Source organism: Streptococcus sp. Marseille-Q5855, from assembly GCF_946901985.1.
In the GTDB taxonomy this organism is placed as follows: Bacteria; Bacillota; Bacilli; order Lactobacillales; family Streptococcaceae; genus Streptococcus.
Genome location: NZ_CAMPPR010000009.1, coordinates 1 through 17,570, shown reverse-complemented (window position 1 = coordinate 17,570; position 17,570 = coordinate 1). Strand labels below are relative to the sequence as shown.

The following is a 17,570-nucleotide window of genomic DNA, read 5'->3' as shown; positions in this document are numbered from 1 at the left end:
GAGAAATTCAATCTCAACTTTTTTCTTTACACATTTCGATAAAGTACTGGTGCAAGCGCACATCATCAGTCAATTCTGGATGAAAAGAAGTTACCAGCATATTTTTTTCTTGGGCTGCAACGATTTGATTATCAACTCTTGCTAGAATTTCTACATCTTCTCCAACACTGCTGATAATTGGACCACGGATAAAGGTCATTGGAATCTGACCAACTCCCTTACATTCTGCTTCCGTATAGAAACTTCCTAATTGGCGCCCATAGGCATTGCGCTCGACCACCATATCCATAGTTCCTAGATGACGCTCTTCCTGAGAAGTAATTTCCTTAGCCAGCAAAATTAAACCCGCGCAGGTTCCAAAGGCTGGTAAACCAGATAGAATGGCTTCTCGAATGGGAATCAGCATGTCCTGCTCACGTAAGAGCTTGCCCATGGTTGTAGATTCTCCTCCAGGCAAAATCAAACCCGACAAGTCACTCTGAGATTTCTGAAAATCATCTAGATTTCTGATTTCAACACTCTCGACACCTAATTGATCTAGCACTTTTGCATGTTCTGCAAAGGCCCCTTGCAAGGCCAATATTCCGATTTTCATCTATTTTCCTCGCTCAGCCATGAGGATTTGGATCTCATTTTCATTGATACCAACCATGGCTTCTCCTAAATCTTCAGAGATTTGAGCTAGGATTTGAGGATTACGGAAGTTAGTCACAGCCTTAACAATGGCACTCGCTCGTTTAACAGGATCGCCTGACTTAAAAATACCTGAACCGACAAATACACCCTCTGCCCCTAATTGCATCATAAGTGCAGCATCTGCTGGCGTTGCAACGCCTCCAGCTGCGAAGTTTACAACTGGCAATTTCCCATGTTCATGGACGTATTGAACCAATTCTACAGGGACTTGCAATTCCTTGGCAGCAACATAAAGTTCGTCCTCGCGTAGGTTTTGAATGCGGCGAATTTCCTGATTCATCATACGCATATGACGAACAGCTTGGACAATATCTCCTGTACCCGGTTCTCCTTTAGTACGAATCATGGAAGCACCTTCAGCGATACGACGCAAGGATTCCCCCAAGTCCTTAGCTCCACAGACAAAAGGTACTTGAAATTCTTTCTTGTCCACATGGAAACGGTCGTCAGCTGGCGATAGAACTTCACTCTCATCGATATAGTCAATCTCAATAGCCTCTAAAATCTGAGCTTCCACAAAATGCCCGATTCTAACCTTGGCCATCACTGGAATACTAACCGCTTCTTGGATTTCCTTAATCATCTTTGGATCACTCATGCGGGAAACGCCACCAGCTGCACGAATATCAGCTGGAATCCGTTCCAAGGCCATCACAGCTGCCGCACCAGCAGCCTCTGCAATACGGGCCTGTTCAGGGTTCTGAACGTCCATGATTACACCGCCCTTGAGCATCTGTGCCAAGTTTTTATTTAATTCATAACGATTTTCAGTCATTTCTTTATCCTCATCATTTGTATTGGTAGCTACTATTTCATTTTAAGTTAGATTAGAAGGAATCACAAGATAAAAAATGGATAATTGTATGGGTACACATTGACTAAAAAAACTATCTGACCTTAACTTAAGGCCAGATAGCTCATCAAATTTTATTTTTCAGCTGTAAGGGCAGCCATTGTGATGTAGTTGTATGGTTTGTTAAAGTGTGGCAAGAAGAAGAGGTCTGTCAATGCCAATTTATCAATTGTTACATGCTCTTGGATAGCAAGTGAGAACATGTGGATTCCCATGCTGATTGCAGAATCGTGTGAAACCATTTGTGCACCAAGAATTTCACGGCTATCTTTGTCAAAGACAATCTTGATGGCAACTTCATGGTTGTCATGCTTCATGAATTCTGGTTTTTGAAGATCGTTAAAGCCTGTTTCAGTTGCGTTGTAACCAGCAGCTTTAGCTTTTTCAAGAGTCAAACCAGTTGAAACCATGTGAAGACCGTAAATTGAGATACCATTTGAACCTTGAACACCGATTCCTTCCAATTCATGTCCACAAGCGTTGTAGGCACCAACGATACCAGTACGAACAGCATTTGAAGCAAGGGCAATATAGCTAGTGTCTTTACGAGCATTATCATAGACAGTCGCACAGTCACCAACTGCAAATACACCTGGAAGTGAAGTTTCTTGTTTCTTATCTACAAGGAAGGCACCGTTACGGAAGAGCTCAATCTTACCGTCAGCAAGAGCTGTATTTGGACGGAAACCAACTGCAAGAACAACCATATCCACATCAAATGTTTCTTTGTCTGTTACCAAGCGTTCAACTTTACCGTCACCCTCAATTGCTTTAACAGTTTGACCAAGCGCCAAGCGGATGTTGTGGTCTTCCAAGTTCTTGGCCATCATTTGTGTGAAGTCTTTGTCATAGTAACCGTTCAAGACAGTATCTACGATGTCAACAAGGACAACCTCTTTTCCAAGACGCTCAAAAGCTTCAGCAAGTTCAACACCGATGTAACCACCACCAACAACGGCGATACGGTCAAGGTGTCGGCTCTTGTCAGCCAATTTATGAATCACTTCTTCAGCATTTTGGTACAATTTCACAAATTGTACGTTTTCAAGAGTTGCTTTAAATTCGCGGTTGCCCTTAACAATTTCAACACCTTCGATTGGTGGCAAGATTGGTGTAGAACCTGTAGCGAAAATCAATTTTTCGTATGATTCTTTGTGCTCTTTTCCTTCAACTTCCGCTGTAACTACTTTGTTATCATAGTCGATTGAAAGAACTGGTGAATTCATATAAACCTTAGCACCTTTAGCTTCCAATTTTTCTTTATCAGAATAGAACAAGCCTTCAGCACCGTCAATTTGTTCCCCAATCCAAAGGGCCATTCCACATCCTAGGAAAGAGATGTTAGAGTTTTGGTCAAATACAACAATTTCGTTCTCATTTCCAAAATTATCCAACATGGTATTGATACATGCTGTACCAGCGTGGTTAGCACCGACTACAACGATTTTACTCATAGAAAAATTCCTACCTTCAATTTTAAATTTACTCTACTAGTATAACATTTACTGTTAGCGTTTACAAGTGGTTTACTATTATTTCAGGATTTTTTATCAAAAATAATTCTCCATTTATCCTGTTTTCAAGCCTCATGAATTTTATGAGCATATTTCTTGACTTTTTCCAAATTTTATTTGTGAAAAGTCTAACTTTATGGTATTCTAATAACATGAAAATAAAATGTAAGGGCTTCAATTTAGATAATTACTTGATATTACAACTTATTTTCTATAAGAGAAAGGAGTTGGTAGCTTGCCTCTAAGTTCACATTCCGAACGGCTAATGGGGACTACTATCACTATTTCATTAGTAGATGAGCGAGCCGATGGCTTGCTCCAAAAATCCTTTGATTTACTCAGAGAGCTAGAATACCGCTTCAATGCCAATAGTCAGAAATCGGAGTTGATGGAAATCAATCATCAAGCTGGAATAGCTCCAGTCAAAGTTCATCCAGACCTGTTTAAATTGATTTCACTTGGGTTAGAGCATAGCCTAGCACCCTCTAGCTATCTCAATATCAGCATTGGTCCCCTAATTCAAACCTGGCGCATCGGTTTTTCAGATGCCAAAGTCGCCCAACCTCAAGAAATTGAATCGGTTCTGCCTCTAATCAATCCTCATTTTATCGAGTTAGATTCTTCTACTTCTACTGTGTTTTTAAAACAGAAAGGAATGAAGATCGATCTTGGTTGTTTAGCCAAAGGATACAGTGCGGATAAGGTTGCCCAATTTCTGAGAGAAGAGGGAGTGACATCTGCCTTAATCAATCTGGGAGGGAATATCCTGACCATTGGAAAAAATCAGGCAAGAGGAAATCAGCCTTGGCAAATAGGGATTCAAGACCCAGCCAATCCGAGGGGAAATCACTTAATGACCATTCCTGTTGTCAATCAATCTGTCGTGACTTCAGGCATTTATGAACGTTACCTGACCGTCTATGGACAAGATTACCATCACATTTTTGACAGCCAAACAGGATACCCTGTTGAAACAGAACTCGCTAGTCTCACAATCATCTCTGATAAATCAGTTGATGGCGAAATCTGGACAACTCGACTCTTTGGAGAAAGACCAGCTTCTATCCTCTGGCAAGTCGAAAGTTTGAAGGGCATCGAAGCCATCCTCATCGATAAGGAAGGCCACCTAAGCTGTTCTTCAGGAATTCCTACTCTATAGAGACAACTGTTTCAATGGAGTTTTAAAATCGTATTATGTAAAAAGAGAAAGGAAATCTCATGTTAAAACTTATTGCTATTGTTGGAACAAATTCAAAACGTTCTACAAACCGTCAATTGCTTCAATACATGCAAAAACACTTTGCTGACAAAGCTGAAATTGAACTTGTTGAAATTAAAGACATTCCTGTCTTCAACAAACCAGCTGACAAGCAAGTACCTGCTGAAATTCTGGAAATTGCTGCTAAAATTGAAGAGGCAGATGGTGTTATTATCGGTACTCCTGAGTACGACCACTCTATCCCAGCTGTTTTGATGAGCGCTCTTGCTTGGTTGTCTTATGGTATTTACCCACTCTTGAACAAACCAATCATGATTACAGGTGCTTCTTACGGTACGCTTGGTTCATCACGTGCTCAAATGCAACTTCGCCAAATCTTGAATGCTCCAGAAATCAAAGCAAGTGTCCTTCCAGATGAATTCTTGCTTTCACATTCTCTTCAAGCCTTTAATCCAAGTGGAGATCTAGTAGATCTTGATGTTATTAAAAAACTGGATGCCACTTTTGACGACTTCCGTATCTTTGTAAAAATCACAGAAAAATTGCGCAACGCACAAGCCCTACTTCGCAAAGATGCTGAAGACTTTGACTGGGAAAATTTGTAAGATAGGAGACCAAAAAGAATGAAATTTGTTGGACTTGTAGGATCAAACTACGATCAATCATATAACCGTAAACTCTTGGAATTCATCCGTCGTCACTTCAAACTCAAATTTGAATTAGAAGTTCTCGAAATTGATGAAGTTCCAATGTTTAACCAAGACGAAAAATGGGATGAAAGTTTCCAATTACGTTATTTATATAACAAAATTACTCGTGCTGATGGTGTCATTATTGCTACTCCTGAGCACAACCACACAATCTCAGCTTCTCTAAAATCGGTTCTTGAATGGCTTTCATACGAAGTTCATCCATTTGAAAACAAACCAGTTATGATTGTGGGAGCTTCTTACTACGACCAAGGTACTTCTCGTGCCCAAGTTCACCTTCGTAAGATTCTTGACGCTCCAGGTGTCAATGCCTACACTCTTCCAGGAAATGAATTCCTTCTTGGTAAAGCCAAAGAAGCTTTTGATGTTGATGGGAATATAACAAATGAAGGAACTGTTAATTTCCTTGAAACATGTTTAGACAACTTTGTAAAATATGTGGGAGTCGTTTCAAAATTGAAAAAACCAAAACCAATCGCACCAGAAGATTTATATTGTACAAAACCAATCGCAACTACAATTCAAGGTGTTGACCCTGATGATCCTGAATGGGTAGAAAAAGCAGCTGAGCTTGTTGGAGCTGTTTCAGGAGATACTTACGTTAAATTAGACCACGGTATCTTGACAGTTAACCAAATTGATATGTTCTTGAAAGCAATGCCATTTGAGTTGACATATGCGGATGATAATAACCAATTCTTGTACTATAATAACGCCCATCAAGATCCAAATACAATGTATGGTAAACGTGTGCGCGTTCAAGCAGGTAGCCGACTAGGAACAGTACATGCTTCCCTACCACCTGAAAGAATGAAAAACGTTGAATGGGTTGTCGGTGTACTACGTAACGGAGATCAAGAATATGTCCGTACAATTGTGCCGGGAACACCTGAAGGTGTTATCAATACACATAACTACAAGGCAATGTACTATCCAGATGGTTCATATGCTGGAATCAATGAAATCATCTTCAATTTCCAACCATGGCTCGATTGGTACTTGGAAACAACTGGTCAACGTCTAGTTGGTGGAAATGCTGCAGCTCCTGCTGGAGGACATGGCGGAGCAGATGCTACATCTGGAGCTTCTGATTCAAGTGATGCTGGAGGTCACGGTGGTGGCGCAGACGCTACAGCTGGTGCAAGTTACTAATGATAGTTTTAGGAACCATTTTGGTTCCTTTTTTAGTTAAAAAAGACTAGCAGTTTGTATCTGCTAGTCTTTTGGTATTATTTTATCTATCCTTGTTAAAAGAAAGAATACTGATTATGAATTTGGGTCATCAAGACTACGGCCATGTAACCCTTTTTCACGTTGGGCTTGGCGTAGTTTTTCTGGTGTAACATCGTTCCCTTCTTCGTCTACAATTTTGATTCCCTCAATGTGATGACGAACAGTGCGACGATAACCTTCGATGTACTCCTCACGTAGTTTGGCTTGTTCTACTTTTTCTTCTGGGGTCAAGCCTTCTGTTTTTTTCTTTTTAGCAAGTTCGTTGATACGATCAATTTTTTTAGGATCCATGTTTCTCTCCTTTATGATAAGATTTAATCCGTTTAACAGATTTTATTTGGTATTGATTTGGTTAAAACGTGCAAGTTTAGCTGCTTTCTTGGTTAATTGCGACAAGATTGCCAAACGATTTTGTCGAACAGTCTGATCTTCAGCCATAACCATAGTATTCTCAAAGAAGGCATCGATGACAGGGCTAAGCGCAAAGAGATGTTTCAATTGTTGACTTGCAGTCCCTGACAAAACAAGTGATTCTACTGCTTCTGCCAAGGCTTTCTCTTCTTCATTTTCAAAGAGAGCTGAATCAACTGTAGCTACTACTTCTGCCTTCTCAGCCAAGTTAAAGGCACGAGAAAGTGATTCAACAGATGGTTTAAAGTCTTCTTCCTTGCTTGCTTCTACGAGAGCACTTGCTGCTTCCAACATATCCGCCACAACAAAGTTTGAACCTGCAAGAACGGCTTCCTTGATGTCTTTTGGAGTAGATCCCATCATCTTATCAACACGAGCCTTGATAAAGTCCATAACCTCTGCCTTATTTTCATAAGTCAAGCTGTCAAATGTTAGAGCATAAAGGCTATCAATCAGCTCGTCCATAGCAATGTGCCAACCAAAAGCATCCAAGATACGAACCACACCTTGGGTCGCACGACGAAGGGCATACGGGTCATTAGAACCTGATGGAATCAAGCCTACTGAGAAGAAACTCAAAATCGTATCCAATTTATCTGCAATGGCAAGCACTGCGCCGACCTTGCTCTCTGGAAGTTCTCCTTCGGCTGATGTAGGCATGTAGTGTTCACGAATAGCAGCTGCTACCGCTGGAGTTTCCCCAGCAAGAAGGGCATATTTTTCACCCATAATTCCTTGAAGCTCGTCAAATTCGCCAACCATACCTGTCAACAAGTCAAACTTGTAAATGGCTGCTGCACGGGCTAGGTCAATCGTTTCATCCGCTGACAAGCCTGCTTTTTCTGCCAAGAGAATAGCAATTTGACCAGTACGAATCATGTGTTCACGAAGGGAACCAATTTTCTCATGGAAGGTCACATTGTTTAATTTTTCAACAAGGTCAGAAATAACTAATTTTTGGTCTTCACGCCAGAAGAATTCTCCGTCTTCCAAACGGGCTACCAAGACTTTTTCATTTCCTTTGATAACATTTTCCAAATGCTCTGCATTTCCATTACGAACAGAAATGAAGTTTGGCAATAGTTTTCCATCTTGATCACGAACAACAAAGTAACGTTGGTGTTCCTTCATCGAAGTCACCAAGACTTCTTCCGGAACTTCAAGGTATTTGGCATCAAAACTTCCCATAAAGGCAGTTGGGTATTCAACCAAGTTCAAGACTTCATTAAGCAAATCAGCATCAATTTCGATACGTACACTGTGTTCAGCTTCGATTGCCTTAATTTGGTCAACAATCATTTGCTCGCGTTCACGTGGATCTGCGATTACATACTGCTTACGAAGGTCTTCTTCATAGCTCAATGCTGACTGAATTTTGGTTTCTTTCCCCAAGAAACGATGACCACGGCTCACACGACCTCCCTTGATATCAAGGAAATCCAAATCAAACTCTTCTTCATCTAAAAGAACGGTTAAAGTGTGAACAGGACGAATGTATTCAAAGCTATTTCCAGCCCAATGCATGCTGACAGGGAAAGTCAATGACTTCAAAACATCTACAACACCAGGAACAATGGCTTCAACTGCTTGACCAATTTCTTCCTTGGTAACATAGACATATTCTTCACCCTTAATTTCACGGAATTCGATATCTTCAACAGTCAAGCCTTTTCCACGGACAAATCCTTGAGCTGCTTTGGTGAAGTTGCCATCACTATCCAAGGCAATTTTCTTTGCTGGCCCCTTAAAATCTTCTGTCAAATCAGCCTGTTTGTCTGCAAGACCAGTTACACGAACAGCCAAACGACGTGGTGTTGAGAAGGTTTGAACGGCTTCAAAAGACAGACGGTTTTCCTTGAGGAAGGCTGCCATTTTTTCGCCTAGTTGTTTTTCACTTGGTGTGACAACATAGGCTGGTAATTCTTCAAGACCGAGTTCTACTAATAAGTTTTTTGTCATGTTTTTTCCTTTACATTTTCTTCAATCTTTTTTGATATGCACCTTAGGTACTGGGGACGTCGCTAACTAACTTTGTGAGTCTGTATGGAAATCTAATGCTAAATTGATCAAGATTTCCAACAGTCTCATCAAAGTGGATTTAGCTGACTGATTTTTGAACCTAAGGTTTCAAAAATCCCCACATAACAGTACGGCGGTGCATATCCCTCTAGCAAGTCTTCGACTTGCCTCTAACGATTTTAGAGTACAGTATTACTCACTATTCTGCGTCTTCTGCTAAGAGTTTAGCTCGTGTTTCTTCATCCAAAAGTGGGTAGCCTAGGCGTTTGCGTTCTGCGACAAAGGTTTTGGCTACGACACGAGCTAAGTTACGGATACGAGCGATATAGCCTGCACGCTCTGTTACAGATACCGCACCACGCGCATCAAGCAGGTTAAAGGTGTGTGAACATTTGAGAACGTAGTCATAGGCAGGGTGCACCAAGCCTTCTTCTAATGCACGACCAGCTTCTTTTTCAAACTTATCAAAGTTTTCCAGCAACATTTCTTGGTCCGAAATTTCAAATGAATATTTTGAGTGTTCGTACTCAGGCTGGATGAAGATTTCTCCGTATTTTACACCATCAGCCCATTCAATATCATAGACAGAATCCACTTTCTGAATATAAGAAGCCAAGCGCTCCAAACCATAGGTGACTTCCGCAGTCACAGGGCCAGTTGCCAATCCACCTACTTGTTGGAAATATGTGAACTGGGTGATTTCCATCCCATCAAGCCAAACTTCCCAACCAAGACCAGCTGAACCAGTTGATGGGTTTTCCCAGTTGTCCTCAACGAAACGAATATCGTGCTCCAAAGGATTGATTCCCAATTTTTCCAAAGACTCAAGGTACAGTTCCTGAATATTTGATGGAGATGGCTTCATGACCACTTGGAATTGGTGGTGTTGGTAGAGACGGTTAGGGTTTTCCCCATAACGACCGTCAGCAGGACGACGTGATGGCTCTACATACGCTGCATTCCATGGCTCAGGTCCGATAGCACGAAGGAAAGTGTAAGGACTCATGGTTCCCGCACCTTTTTCATTGTCATAAGCCTGCATAAGCATACAACCTTGGTCATTCCAAAATTGTTGCAAAGTCAAAATAATTTCTTGAAATGTTAATTTCTTAGACATTGAATACTCCTTAATAAAAAATGATTTCTTGCGACACGAGTCTGCCTCGTCGATTATACGAGGCAAGACGAGTTAGTACTGCGTCTAGCTCAGCACCCTAGTGCTGAGCGTGGGGCAGTCCGACTATAAGGAGGTTTCTGCCACTGACGCAGTGGAAAGTCAATTTTTTAGACATTGTTTACTCCTTTTTCTATAAATTACTTGCGACACGAGTCTGCCTCGTCGATCATACGAGGCAAGACGAGTTAGTACTGCGTCTAGCTCAGACACTCTAGTGCTGAGCGTGGGGCAGTCCGACTATAAGGAGGTTTCTGCCACTGACGCAGTGGAAAGTCAATTTTTTAGACATTGTTTACTCCTTTTTATATAAATTACTTGCGACACGAGTCTGCCTCGTCGATCATACGAGGCAAGACGAGTTAGTACTGCGTCTAGCTCAGGCACTCTAGTGCTGAGCGTGGGGCAGTCCGACTGAAGGAGGTTTCTGCCACTGACGCAGTGGAAAGTCAATTTTTTAGACATTGTTTACTCCTTTTTATATAAATTACTTGCGACACGAGTCTGCCTCGTCGATCATACGAGGCAAGACGAGTTAGTACTGCGTCTAGCTCAGACACTCTAGTGCTGAGCGTGGAGCAGCCCGACTGTAAGGAGGTCTCTGCCACTGACGCAGTAAAATGTTAATTTCTTAGACATTGTTTACTCCTTTAGTTTTTATATTTCTTTTTCAATTATTTTCTGCTGAACAAACCAATTTAACAAGGGAAGAGTTTTATCTGTATTTGCCCATAAATGATAAGAATCGAAGACCGCTTGTACACTACCTAGATTTTCTACCAACTTATCTATTGTCAAAAAACTACGCCAGTATTCGTAAAAAATACTTGCATAGTTCTTATCATAAGTCGAAGAACCAAAATCATTCAATGAATGCCAACCATACTTCTTCTGAAAAAGTTCTACGAGAGATTGATTACAAATTTTTTCCGCTTGAAATTCCTCTTCTGTCAAGAAATACTTGCGACTAATATATTCAACCATCCCCTCTTCGAACCAGATATAAGAGTCGTAACCATCAAAATCATCTAAAAAATGTTCCGACCAATGAGCTAACTCATGTCCTACAATCTGTAAGAGAAAATTTTCAGATAAAGAATGATAGTGACTTTCTATTGCTTGAGTTTGCTCAGAACACTCGTAGTCCATCAACTGATACAAATACAACTCTTTCCAAACAGCTAAATCAGGCGTCATAACCATTCTTCTATTATTTGTATAGGCTGGAACAGCGCTTTCCCTAATAATCTGTGTAGCAGCATTAAAACTTGACCAAATAACGGCTTGCGGTAAATCACAGACTGCAAGTTCATTCTTTAAAAAAGATTGATAATCTTTCAACTTTTCAGTATTTCTTACTACAAAATCACGAAATGCAGCTAGTTGACTATCGTCTTTTACAAGATAAAGGTTTTCCACGTCTCTCCTTTCTTTCACACAATAGACTGAATAAGCAAAAGAACCGCGTCCGACAATCCTAGGTTGATTTAACCTAGGGGCGTCAGAAACGCGGTTCCACCCTAATTTATTACTTCATTGTTTTTGAAAATACTGCAGAAAGCGCCAGATCTTGATTTTGTTCTACTTGGCTCCCACTATCCCAAGCTCGCTTGAAGAACGCCATAAGACTTTCTTTCCTGCTGACTATTATATCAAAAATTAGAATAATGTACAATTCTTTTTATGATTTTCTAAAAATCCACATCATCAACTCGTGGAGCACCAGATTGAACAGCAATCGTTTTTAAGGTTTCTCGTTCCTCTTTACTTAATTCAATTCCAAAGCAATCAAGATTAGCCTGAATACGAGATGCTGTAACAGATTTCGGAAGTGGTAAAAATCCTTCTGCCAAGCTCCAGGCCAAGGCTATCTGAGCAACAGACTTTCCGTGATTTGTTGCTATTTCTTGCACTTCCTTGCTATCAAAAAGTTCTCCCTGACCAAAAGGGCCCCAAGCTTCCAATAAAATTCCTTTTTCTCTACAGTAAGCTACGACTTCCTCTTGATACACACCTGGTGCCAAGCGAACTTGATTGACCGCAGGAAGGATAGTTGCAGTTTCAAGCAAGGCATCCAAATGATGGAGAAGAAAATTGCTAACGCCGATAGCACGGATTTTCCCTTCTTGATAGAGGTCTTCCATCGCTCTCCAGACCTCAGCATTTCGGATTTTCCATGCGTCATTTTCTCTGAGCGGTTTTGGGTTCGGCCAATGAATCAAATACAGATCCAAATAATCCAAACCCAGCTTCTCTAAAGACTCTTCAAAAGCCTGATGAGCTTGCTCATAGGTTTGTTGGCTATTCCACAGCTTGGTAGTTACGAACAATTCCTCTCGTGGAACTCCGCTATCTTTGATTGCTTGACCAACACTTTCTTCATTCTGATAAATCGCCGCCGTATCAATATGACGATAACCAGCCTTCAAGGCTTCTAACACTGCACGATAGGCTTCTTCTCCATCCTTAGCCTTAAAAGTTCCAAATCCCAATACTGGAATTTCTACTCCATTATTTAATTGATAGGTATTCATATGCTTCTCCTTCTATTTTCTTTATCATTTATAGCATAATTTTTTTGCTAATTAGTACTATCTTCTGTAAAAAATAAGTCTATCACATATCTGACAGACCTATTTTTTCTTGCTTATTCATCACGACTATAATACAGCTCATGAGGTTTTAGGCGAGTATTGAGCATCTCTGGTATGGTCACAAAGGTATAACCTTGATTTTTCAAATACTCAATGACCCTTGGCAAGGCATTGACTGTCGGACTGTGAATATCATGCATCAAAACGATAGAGCCGTTAGCTACTTGATGCTGAATTTCCGTCAAAATAGCTGCTTCATTTTTACTCTTCCAGTCCAGACTATCCACATCCCACATGATAAAGCTCAAATCCAAGCTATTGCGAATATCATCTGTAATGGCTCCATAAGGCGGGCGCATGAGTTTGGAACTAGAACCCAGCACTTTAGTTAGCACATCCTCAGTATCAGTAATCTGCTTTTTAGCTTCATCAAGAGAAAGTTGCGAGAGAATCGGATGGCTCCAACTATGGTTTCCAACAACATGACCTTCAGATTTTATCCTCTTCACCAAGTCCTCATTCCCAGAAACATTTTTCCCAAGCACAAAGAAAGTGGCTTTAACACCATATTTAGCTAGAGTCTCTAATGCCTGCGGGGTCGTTGCTGGATTTGGACCATCATCAAAGGTTAGAGCGACAACTTTTTGATGTTTCTTATCAAAGTAAGACTGGTACAAGGCCGCATCTTTTTCGAGTAAGTACGAAGATTGGATAACATCAAAGAAAGCAGATACTGGCAAGGCTATCTCTTCTAAATTTTCAACCGCAGGACTCGGATAAAGAATAATCTGACTATCCTTGTAATCAAAATTCCATGCAGATAAGTCTTGGTCAGAGAAGTTTTTTACAATCTGGTTACTCTGATCTTGATCCAATTTTTTATCCTCTATAAAGGAGGTGATTTCTTTTATCAGCTGTTCCTTAGCCTTACTAGCATCTGAAAACAGTTGGTCAAGTGTAAAAGGTTGCCCATCTTCTGTTAAGTGAACCTTTCCTAGACTGGTCTTTTCAGTCTCTTCAACCTTAAAATCAACTAAATCATAGATCTGTTTGGTCGCATTACGATTGACGACTCCCTTTAAACCTGACTCTTCTTGCTCTGTATAGTAGAAAACAAGATTGTCCTTACTTTCTAGCTTGTCCTTAATATCTTGATTTATCAGCTCCTTAACAGACGAAATCACTTGCTCCCCTTGGAGAGGATAATAGGCAATCACTTCGGCTTGCCCCTTACGAAAATGCTCCTTCTGATTTCCCTCACTCAATTGATCATCTTTCTCTTTTTTGAGCGATTCAATCTTTTGCTCAAAACTTTTTTGCTGATACATTTTAAAAGCAATAAATCCGCCTAATAAGCAAATAGAAATTGCTAAAATACCAATCAAAGCCAATAATACATGTCTCTTTTTCCCGTGTCTGCCACGTCCCAGTCTACTTTTATTCATATTTATATCATAACAAATTTGAGCAATAATTTCAATGATACAGTTTGGCAATCCAGAATTCCTCCAGCAAGCCAAATCATCTCACATCAACTCGATCAGCCCTATCTGTAGAGATTATGTAGTTTTCTATCTATGGAATTTCTAGTAGATTGAAGCTAGAATAGACACCGTCACTTCTAAAAACATTCTGAGAAATTGATTTATTTTTCCCAATCGATTTATCCTCAAACATCCCTATACCTCTGATATTTTCTTGATAATACTATATACCCAGACACTTGTAGTTTTACCTTCAGCTAGTAATGTTGACTTTTCTTCTTCAGATAATTTTTTCCGTAAGTAGTCAATCTGCTGAGAAGTAATGTTCTCTTTCCCCATTGCCTTGACAGATTGTATCACCATTGCAGTTAAGGTTGACATATTTGAAATATCTCCATTATTTCTATGCTTAAATTCTATTCTTTCCTTACCAACATTAAAACTAGCATATCTTCCATCTGATATATAGGTCCATTTTGCTGGTACCTGCGTAGATAAACCAAGTAAATTAAGGGCTATGTTTCCCGATGGAGCAATGGTCCAATTATATTTTCTAGCAATAGCATCAGCAACTTCATCCACAGACGCCATTGCATACTCTCCAATCAGTTCTATATATTTTGGTTTATAATAAATACCTTTCAAAATGCGAGTAACCTTTTTATCTTTTATAAGACGATTTAATGTACTACGAACAGTTTCATATCCTGCAATTTCAAAGAAATCATTTGCTATAAAAACTTGATTCGATTCAAAATTTTCTATCCTATTTACTATTTCCTACTCATAGTTCATCTATCACGCCTCCTTTGCACCGAATATGATGCTATTTTTGGCGCAAAAAGTCAAATGGGAGTTATTTTATCAAGAGGGAACAGACCTCTTACAATTTCTTATGTAACATCTCTATCCATTTTTATCCCATTTCTTATTTCAGTAATAGCTTGATTATAAAAATCATGATAGTCAGCCGTATTTATTTCTTTTATAATAACGCCATATGTACACAAGAGTATTCTCACAGTAACATCTAAATCTCCAACTTTCGAGTAAAAATACATCTTTGTAAATTCAAAATGTTTCTTCTTGTATGCGAGTAGCCACCACAAATCGATTTCAGCTAAATCGAAAGCAAATCCAAGGATATGAACATCATTGCTTACAAAACAATCAATCCATGAATGATGATAAAAATCATTTTTAGAATTCCATCTCCTTAATAACTCAGACGTATATCCTATCACTTGCGAAAGCAAATAGCCATAATGATATTGTCCTAGTATAATAGAATTTTTTCTGGTTGCTATTCCATGTATATGCCATAGTTTTTTTCGATCACCTAATTTTATATACTGATAGATTCCTAGCTCCCTCTCCTTTTTACTGATTTCACCCTCCTTCCCATATTCATATAGATTTAAGATTTTTCCAATAGATGGATTAGTACAAATTGTTTTTTCAAACTCAAAGCTGTAATTCGTCGTCAAAATATTCTCTACTTCTAAGTTTAATAAATCCTCAAGAAACTCTTTCTTCCTTTTTGAAATCGTCATCTTATCCTTCAAAAAATCAGTTAGTTCCTGTGCGACAGTTTCTTCTTTCCCCTTATAGAATACTGAAATCCTCATTGGAAAACGCAAAGACTCGCTTATCTCCGCTTCTTTTTCGCCTCTAAACTTTTCTACATTAAAGGAATCATCATCTTCTGACTCGTTTGCAAATAATCTATTGATTCCATTCCCTACTAATAAAATAGGTTTGTTTTTTCTAGTTTCATGTTTCCCCATTCCATTACCCTTTCTATCTTTTAAAGCGCTTACATAAACTCCTAAAGAAAGATGGATAGAAAGACGCTTCTCAACTTCTTTCTATCCATTACTTCCTTCAAGAGCCACACCAGCAATTTTCAGTTCCATTTCATGAACTATCTTACTTGTCTCGTGTTTCTTCTTTATCTTACTCTGCCATTGAAGACTTCTACTGATACTAGAGGAGGAAGCATTCCCATCCAAAAGACGGTGTCCTGTTCCCAGAACCATTTCCTCGCTAGAAGCTGAAATATTCCCACTACAGGTTTGCGACTAACTTTTCCTATAGTTATTATCCAGCAATGTAGTAACTTCTATGGTCGCCTGCGATATTTCACATGTCGCTTATCTTAATTGAGCAAGAATAGCTTTGAGTTTCTCAATCAACTCATCTTCTGTGTGGTCAGACTCTTTCTCATTGGCTAGGAAGGCAACTGCTTGAGCGAGAGCTTCTCGTGCTTGGTCGAGAACTTTCGCATCTACACTTGTAAGGTCGCTTTCTTGCAGAACCTTAGTCAATTCCTTGGTCAATTTCTTGAGTTCTGACTCTTTCTTGCGACGAGCGATGAGGAAGAGAAGGAGACCAAGAAGGGCGAGCAGGCTAGCAATCATGGTACCGTATGGAAGATGACCTTGCTCTTTCCTTGTTTCTTGCATTTCTTCTTCATCCTTAGTCGCTTGCTTACCTTTCAAGGATTCGAGTGCTTCTTTGACCTTAGCAGTCATCTCTTTCAAGCCTGCCTCTGTCAAGTCAGCATTTCTAAGGGCTTCTTGACCCTCTCCGAGAATAATCTTCGCAGCGTCGATGACAGATTGATCAATACCATCCAAATCTTTCAAACGAGTTTCCAGTTCTTCAACCAATCGAGCAAGTTCAGACTTGTCAACAGGACGAGTCTCACTAGGAGTCACTTTATTACCTGTATTGCCTGAATTATTTGGAGTCAAAGTAGAAACTGGAGTTTCTTGAGCTGGAGTGCTTGCTTGAGCCTGTCCAACAGTAGACGATGGAGTAGCAGGATTGCTATTACTACTATCATCAGTCGTCACACCAGGAGCTGGAGTATTACCGCTGTTATCTGGTGTCACACTGTTGCTATTGCTGTCAGCAGGGGTGGTAGTAGCGCCGTTGTTCGTGTTAGCACCGTTATCGGCATTAGTACCGCTGTTGGTGTTAGCACTGTCGTCAGGACGTGGAGTTGGATTTGGACGAGGAGCAGGCTGAGGATTGATGTTATCGATAGCTTGTTTGCCATTATTCTTCGCTTCATCTACCTTATCGTTAGTTGTCGCGTCGTCAATAGCTTTCTTAGCGACAGTTACTGCTGTATCAACATCAGTTTTCGCTTTGTCCTTCTCTTCTTTCGTCAAGTCGGTACGCTTATCAATCTCAGCTTTCTTAGTCTCAGCCGCTTTGTCGATTTCTTTCTTAGCTTCAGATTTCTTATCGCCAGTTGGGTTGATGTTATCGATAGCTGTATTGCCATTATTCTTCGCTTCATCTACCTTATCGTTAGTTGTCGCGTCGTCAATAGCTTTCTTAGCGTCTTTTGCTGCTGTTTCAACATCAGATTTCGCTTTGTCCTTCTCTTCTTTCGTCAAGTCGGTACGCTTATCAATCTCAGCTTTCTTAGCTTCAGCCGCTTTGTCGATTTCTTTCTTAGCGTCAGATTTCTTATCACCAGTTGGATTGATGTTATCGATAGCTGTATTGCCATTATTCTTCGCTTCATCTACCTTATCGTTAGTTGTCGCGTCGTCAATAGCTTTCTTAGCTTTTTCTGCTGCTGTTTCAACATCAGATTTCGCTTTGTCCTTCTCTTCTTTCGTCAAGTCGGTACGCTTATCAATCTCA

General features: G+C 40.0%; 16 protein-coding genes. 3 read left to right on the top strand and 13 right to left on the bottom strand.

Annotation, left to right across the window (positions count from 1 at the left end; genetic code table 11):
- Positions 1-13: 13 nt before the first annotated feature.
- From pdxT to nox, 3 genes are all read right to left on the bottom strand, one after another.
- Entirely contained in the window at positions 14-595 is a 582-nt protein-coding gene (gene pdxT, locus OC529_RS10505; RefSeq protein WP_262082124.1) for a pyridoxal 5'-phosphate synthase glutaminase subunit PdxT, read from the bottom strand.
- Positions 596-1,471 carry a pyridoxal 5'-phosphate synthase lyase subunit PdxS gene (pdxS, locus tag OC529_RS10500; RefSeq protein ID WP_262082123.1) on the bottom strand — a complete coding sequence of 292 codons (876 nt, stop codon included), beginning with the start codon at positions 1,469-1,471 and terminating at the stop codon, positions 596-598.
- 152 nt (positions 1,472-1,623) lie between these two features.
- Complete coding sequence (nox, locus tag OC529_RS10495; protein WP_262082122.1) at positions 1,624-3,003, bottom strand: H2O-forming NADH oxidase; 1,380 nt, start codon at positions 3,001-3,003, stop codon at positions 1,624-1,626.
- Positions 3,004-3,298: 295 nt separating this feature from the next.
- On the opposite strand from nox, the gene OC529_RS10490 reads away from it, so the two are divergent.
- The 3 genes from OC529_RS10490 to OC529_RS10480 are packed head-to-tail and all read left to right on the top strand — an operon-like array spanning position 3,299 to position 6,144.
- Positions 3,299-4,222, top strand: coding sequence for an FAD:protein FMN transferase (locus OC529_RS10490; RefSeq protein WP_262082121.1), 924 nt, complete (start codon positions 3,299-3,301; stop codon positions 4,220-4,222).
- 59 nt (positions 4,223-4,281) lie between these two features.
- Positions 4,282-4,887, top strand: coding sequence for an NADPH-dependent FMN reductase (locus tag OC529_RS10485; protein WP_033677008.1), 606 nt, complete (start codon positions 4,282-4,284; stop codon positions 4,885-4,887).
- A gap of 18 nt (positions 4,888-4,905) precedes the next feature.
- Positions 4,906-6,144, top strand: coding sequence for an NAD(P)H-dependent oxidoreductase (locus OC529_RS10480; RefSeq protein WP_164226729.1), 1,239 nt, complete (start codon positions 4,906-4,908; stop codon positions 6,142-6,144).
- Between the two features lie 114 nt (positions 6,145-6,258).
- Here the strand turns inward: OC529_RS10480 and OC529_RS10475 are convergent, their stop codons facing one another.
- The 10 genes from OC529_RS10475 to OC529_RS10430 form a co-directional block, all read right to left on the bottom strand.
- A complete protein-coding gene (locus OC529_RS10475) occupies positions 6,259-6,516 on the bottom strand; it encodes a DUF896 family protein (protein ID WP_050261374.1) in 258 nt (85 codons plus the stop codon).
- A gap of 42 nt (positions 6,517-6,558) precedes the next feature.
- The gene (gene glyS / locus OC529_RS10470) at positions 6,559-8,595 is read right to left on the bottom strand and encodes a glycine--tRNA ligase subunit beta (RefSeq protein WP_262082120.1); all 2,037 of its coding nucleotides are present in this window, start codon (positions 8,593-8,595) and stop codon (positions 6,559-6,561) included.
- Positions 8,596-8,854: 259 nt separating this feature from the next.
- Positions 8,855-9,772, bottom strand: coding sequence for a glycine--tRNA ligase subunit alpha (gene glyQ, locus OC529_RS10465; protein WP_262082119.1), 918 nt, complete (start codon positions 9,770-9,772; stop codon positions 8,855-8,857).
- A 714-nt stretch (positions 9,773-10,486) separates the two neighbouring features.
- Positions 10,487-11,248: an elongation factor Tu gene (locus OC529_RS10460; RefSeq protein ID WP_262082118.1), complete on the bottom strand. Its 762-nt coding sequence runs from the start codon at positions 11,246-11,248 to the stop codon at positions 10,487-10,489.
- Positions 11,249-11,520: 272 nt separating this feature from the next.
- Positions 11,521-12,363 carry an aldo/keto reductase gene (locus OC529_RS10455; protein WP_262082117.1) on the bottom strand — a complete coding sequence of 281 codons (843 nt, stop codon included), beginning with the start codon at positions 12,361-12,363 and terminating at the stop codon, positions 11,521-11,523.
- Between the two features lie 113 nt (positions 12,364-12,476).
- A complete protein-coding gene (gene pgdA / locus OC529_RS10450) occupies positions 12,477-13,868 on the bottom strand; it encodes a peptidoglycan-N-acetylglucosamine deacetylase PgdA (protein ID WP_262082116.1) in 1,392 nt (463 codons plus the stop codon).
- 234 nt (positions 13,869-14,102) lie between these two features.
- On the bottom strand, positions 14,103-14,684 hold the full coding sequence (locus OC529_RS10445) for a DUF6088 family protein (protein ID WP_262082199.1): 582 nt from the start codon (positions 14,682-14,684) through the stop codon (positions 14,103-14,105).
- A 116-nt stretch (positions 14,685-14,800) separates the two neighbouring features.
- Positions 14,801-15,694, bottom strand: a complete 894-nt coding sequence (locus OC529_RS10440; protein ID WP_262082115.1) for a hypothetical protein — start codon at positions 15,692-15,694, stop codon at positions 14,801-14,803.
- An 81-nt stretch (positions 15,695-15,775) separates the two neighbouring features.
- Positions 15,776-15,946 (bottom strand): hypothetical protein, encoded by a 171-nt coding sequence (locus OC529_RS10435; RefSeq protein ID WP_262082114.1) that lies wholly within the window; start codon positions 15,944-15,946, stop codon positions 15,776-15,778.
- Between the two features lie 114 nt (positions 15,947-16,060).
- Positions 16,061-17,570 (bottom strand): DUF1542 domain-containing protein (locus OC529_RS10430; protein ID WP_262082113.1); only part of this gene is annotated, 1,510 nt, incomplete at its 5' end.

What these genes read in the sequence shown, in the direction of transcription:
- glyS (WP_262082120.1), bottom strand. Translation starts at nt 8,595, where the DNA reads ATGACAAAAAACTTATTAGTAGAACTCGGTCTTGAAGAATTACCAGCC.
- OC529_RS10455 (WP_262082117.1), bottom strand. Translation starts at nt 12,363, where the DNA reads ATGAATACCTATCAATTAAATAATGGAGTAGAAATTCCAGTATTGGGA.
- glyQ (WP_262082119.1), bottom strand. Translation starts at nt 9,772, where the DNA reads ATGTCTAAGAAATTAACATTTCAAGAAATTATTTTGACTTTGCAACAA.
- OC529_RS10485 (WP_033677008.1), top strand. Translation starts at nt 4,282, where the DNA reads ATGTTAAAACTTATTGCTATTGTTGGAACAAATTCAAAACGTTCTACA.
- OC529_RS10475 (WP_050261374.1), bottom strand. Translation starts at nt 6,516, where the DNA reads ATGGATCCTAAAAAAATTGATCGTATCAACGAACTTGCTAAAAAGAAA.
- pdxS (WP_262082123.1), bottom strand. Translation starts at nt 1,471, where the DNA reads ATGACTGAAAATCGTTATGAATTAAATAAAAACTTGGCACAGATGCTC.
- OC529_RS10440 (WP_262082115.1), bottom strand. Translation starts at nt 15,694, where the DNA reads ATGGGGAAACATGAAACTAGAAAAAACAAACCTATTTTATTAGTAGGG.
- pdxT (WP_262082124.1), bottom strand. Translation starts at nt 595, where the DNA reads ATGAAAATCGGAATATTGGCCTTGCAAGGGGCCTTTGCAGAACATGCA.
- OC529_RS10435 (WP_262082114.1), bottom strand. Translation starts at nt 15,946, where the DNA reads ATGGTTCTGGGAACAGGACACCGTCTTTTGGATGGGAATGCTTCCTCC.
- pgdA (WP_262082116.1), bottom strand. Translation starts at nt 13,868, where the DNA reads ATGAATAAAAGTAGACTGGGACGTGGCAGACACGGGAAAAAGAGACAT.
- OC529_RS10480 (WP_164226729.1), top strand. Translation starts at nt 4,906, where the DNA reads ATGAAATTTGTTGGACTTGTAGGATCAAACTACGATCAATCATATAAC.
- nox (WP_262082122.1), bottom strand. Translation starts at nt 3,003, where the DNA reads ATGAGTAAAATCGTTGTAGTCGGTGCTAACCACGCTGGTACAGCATGT.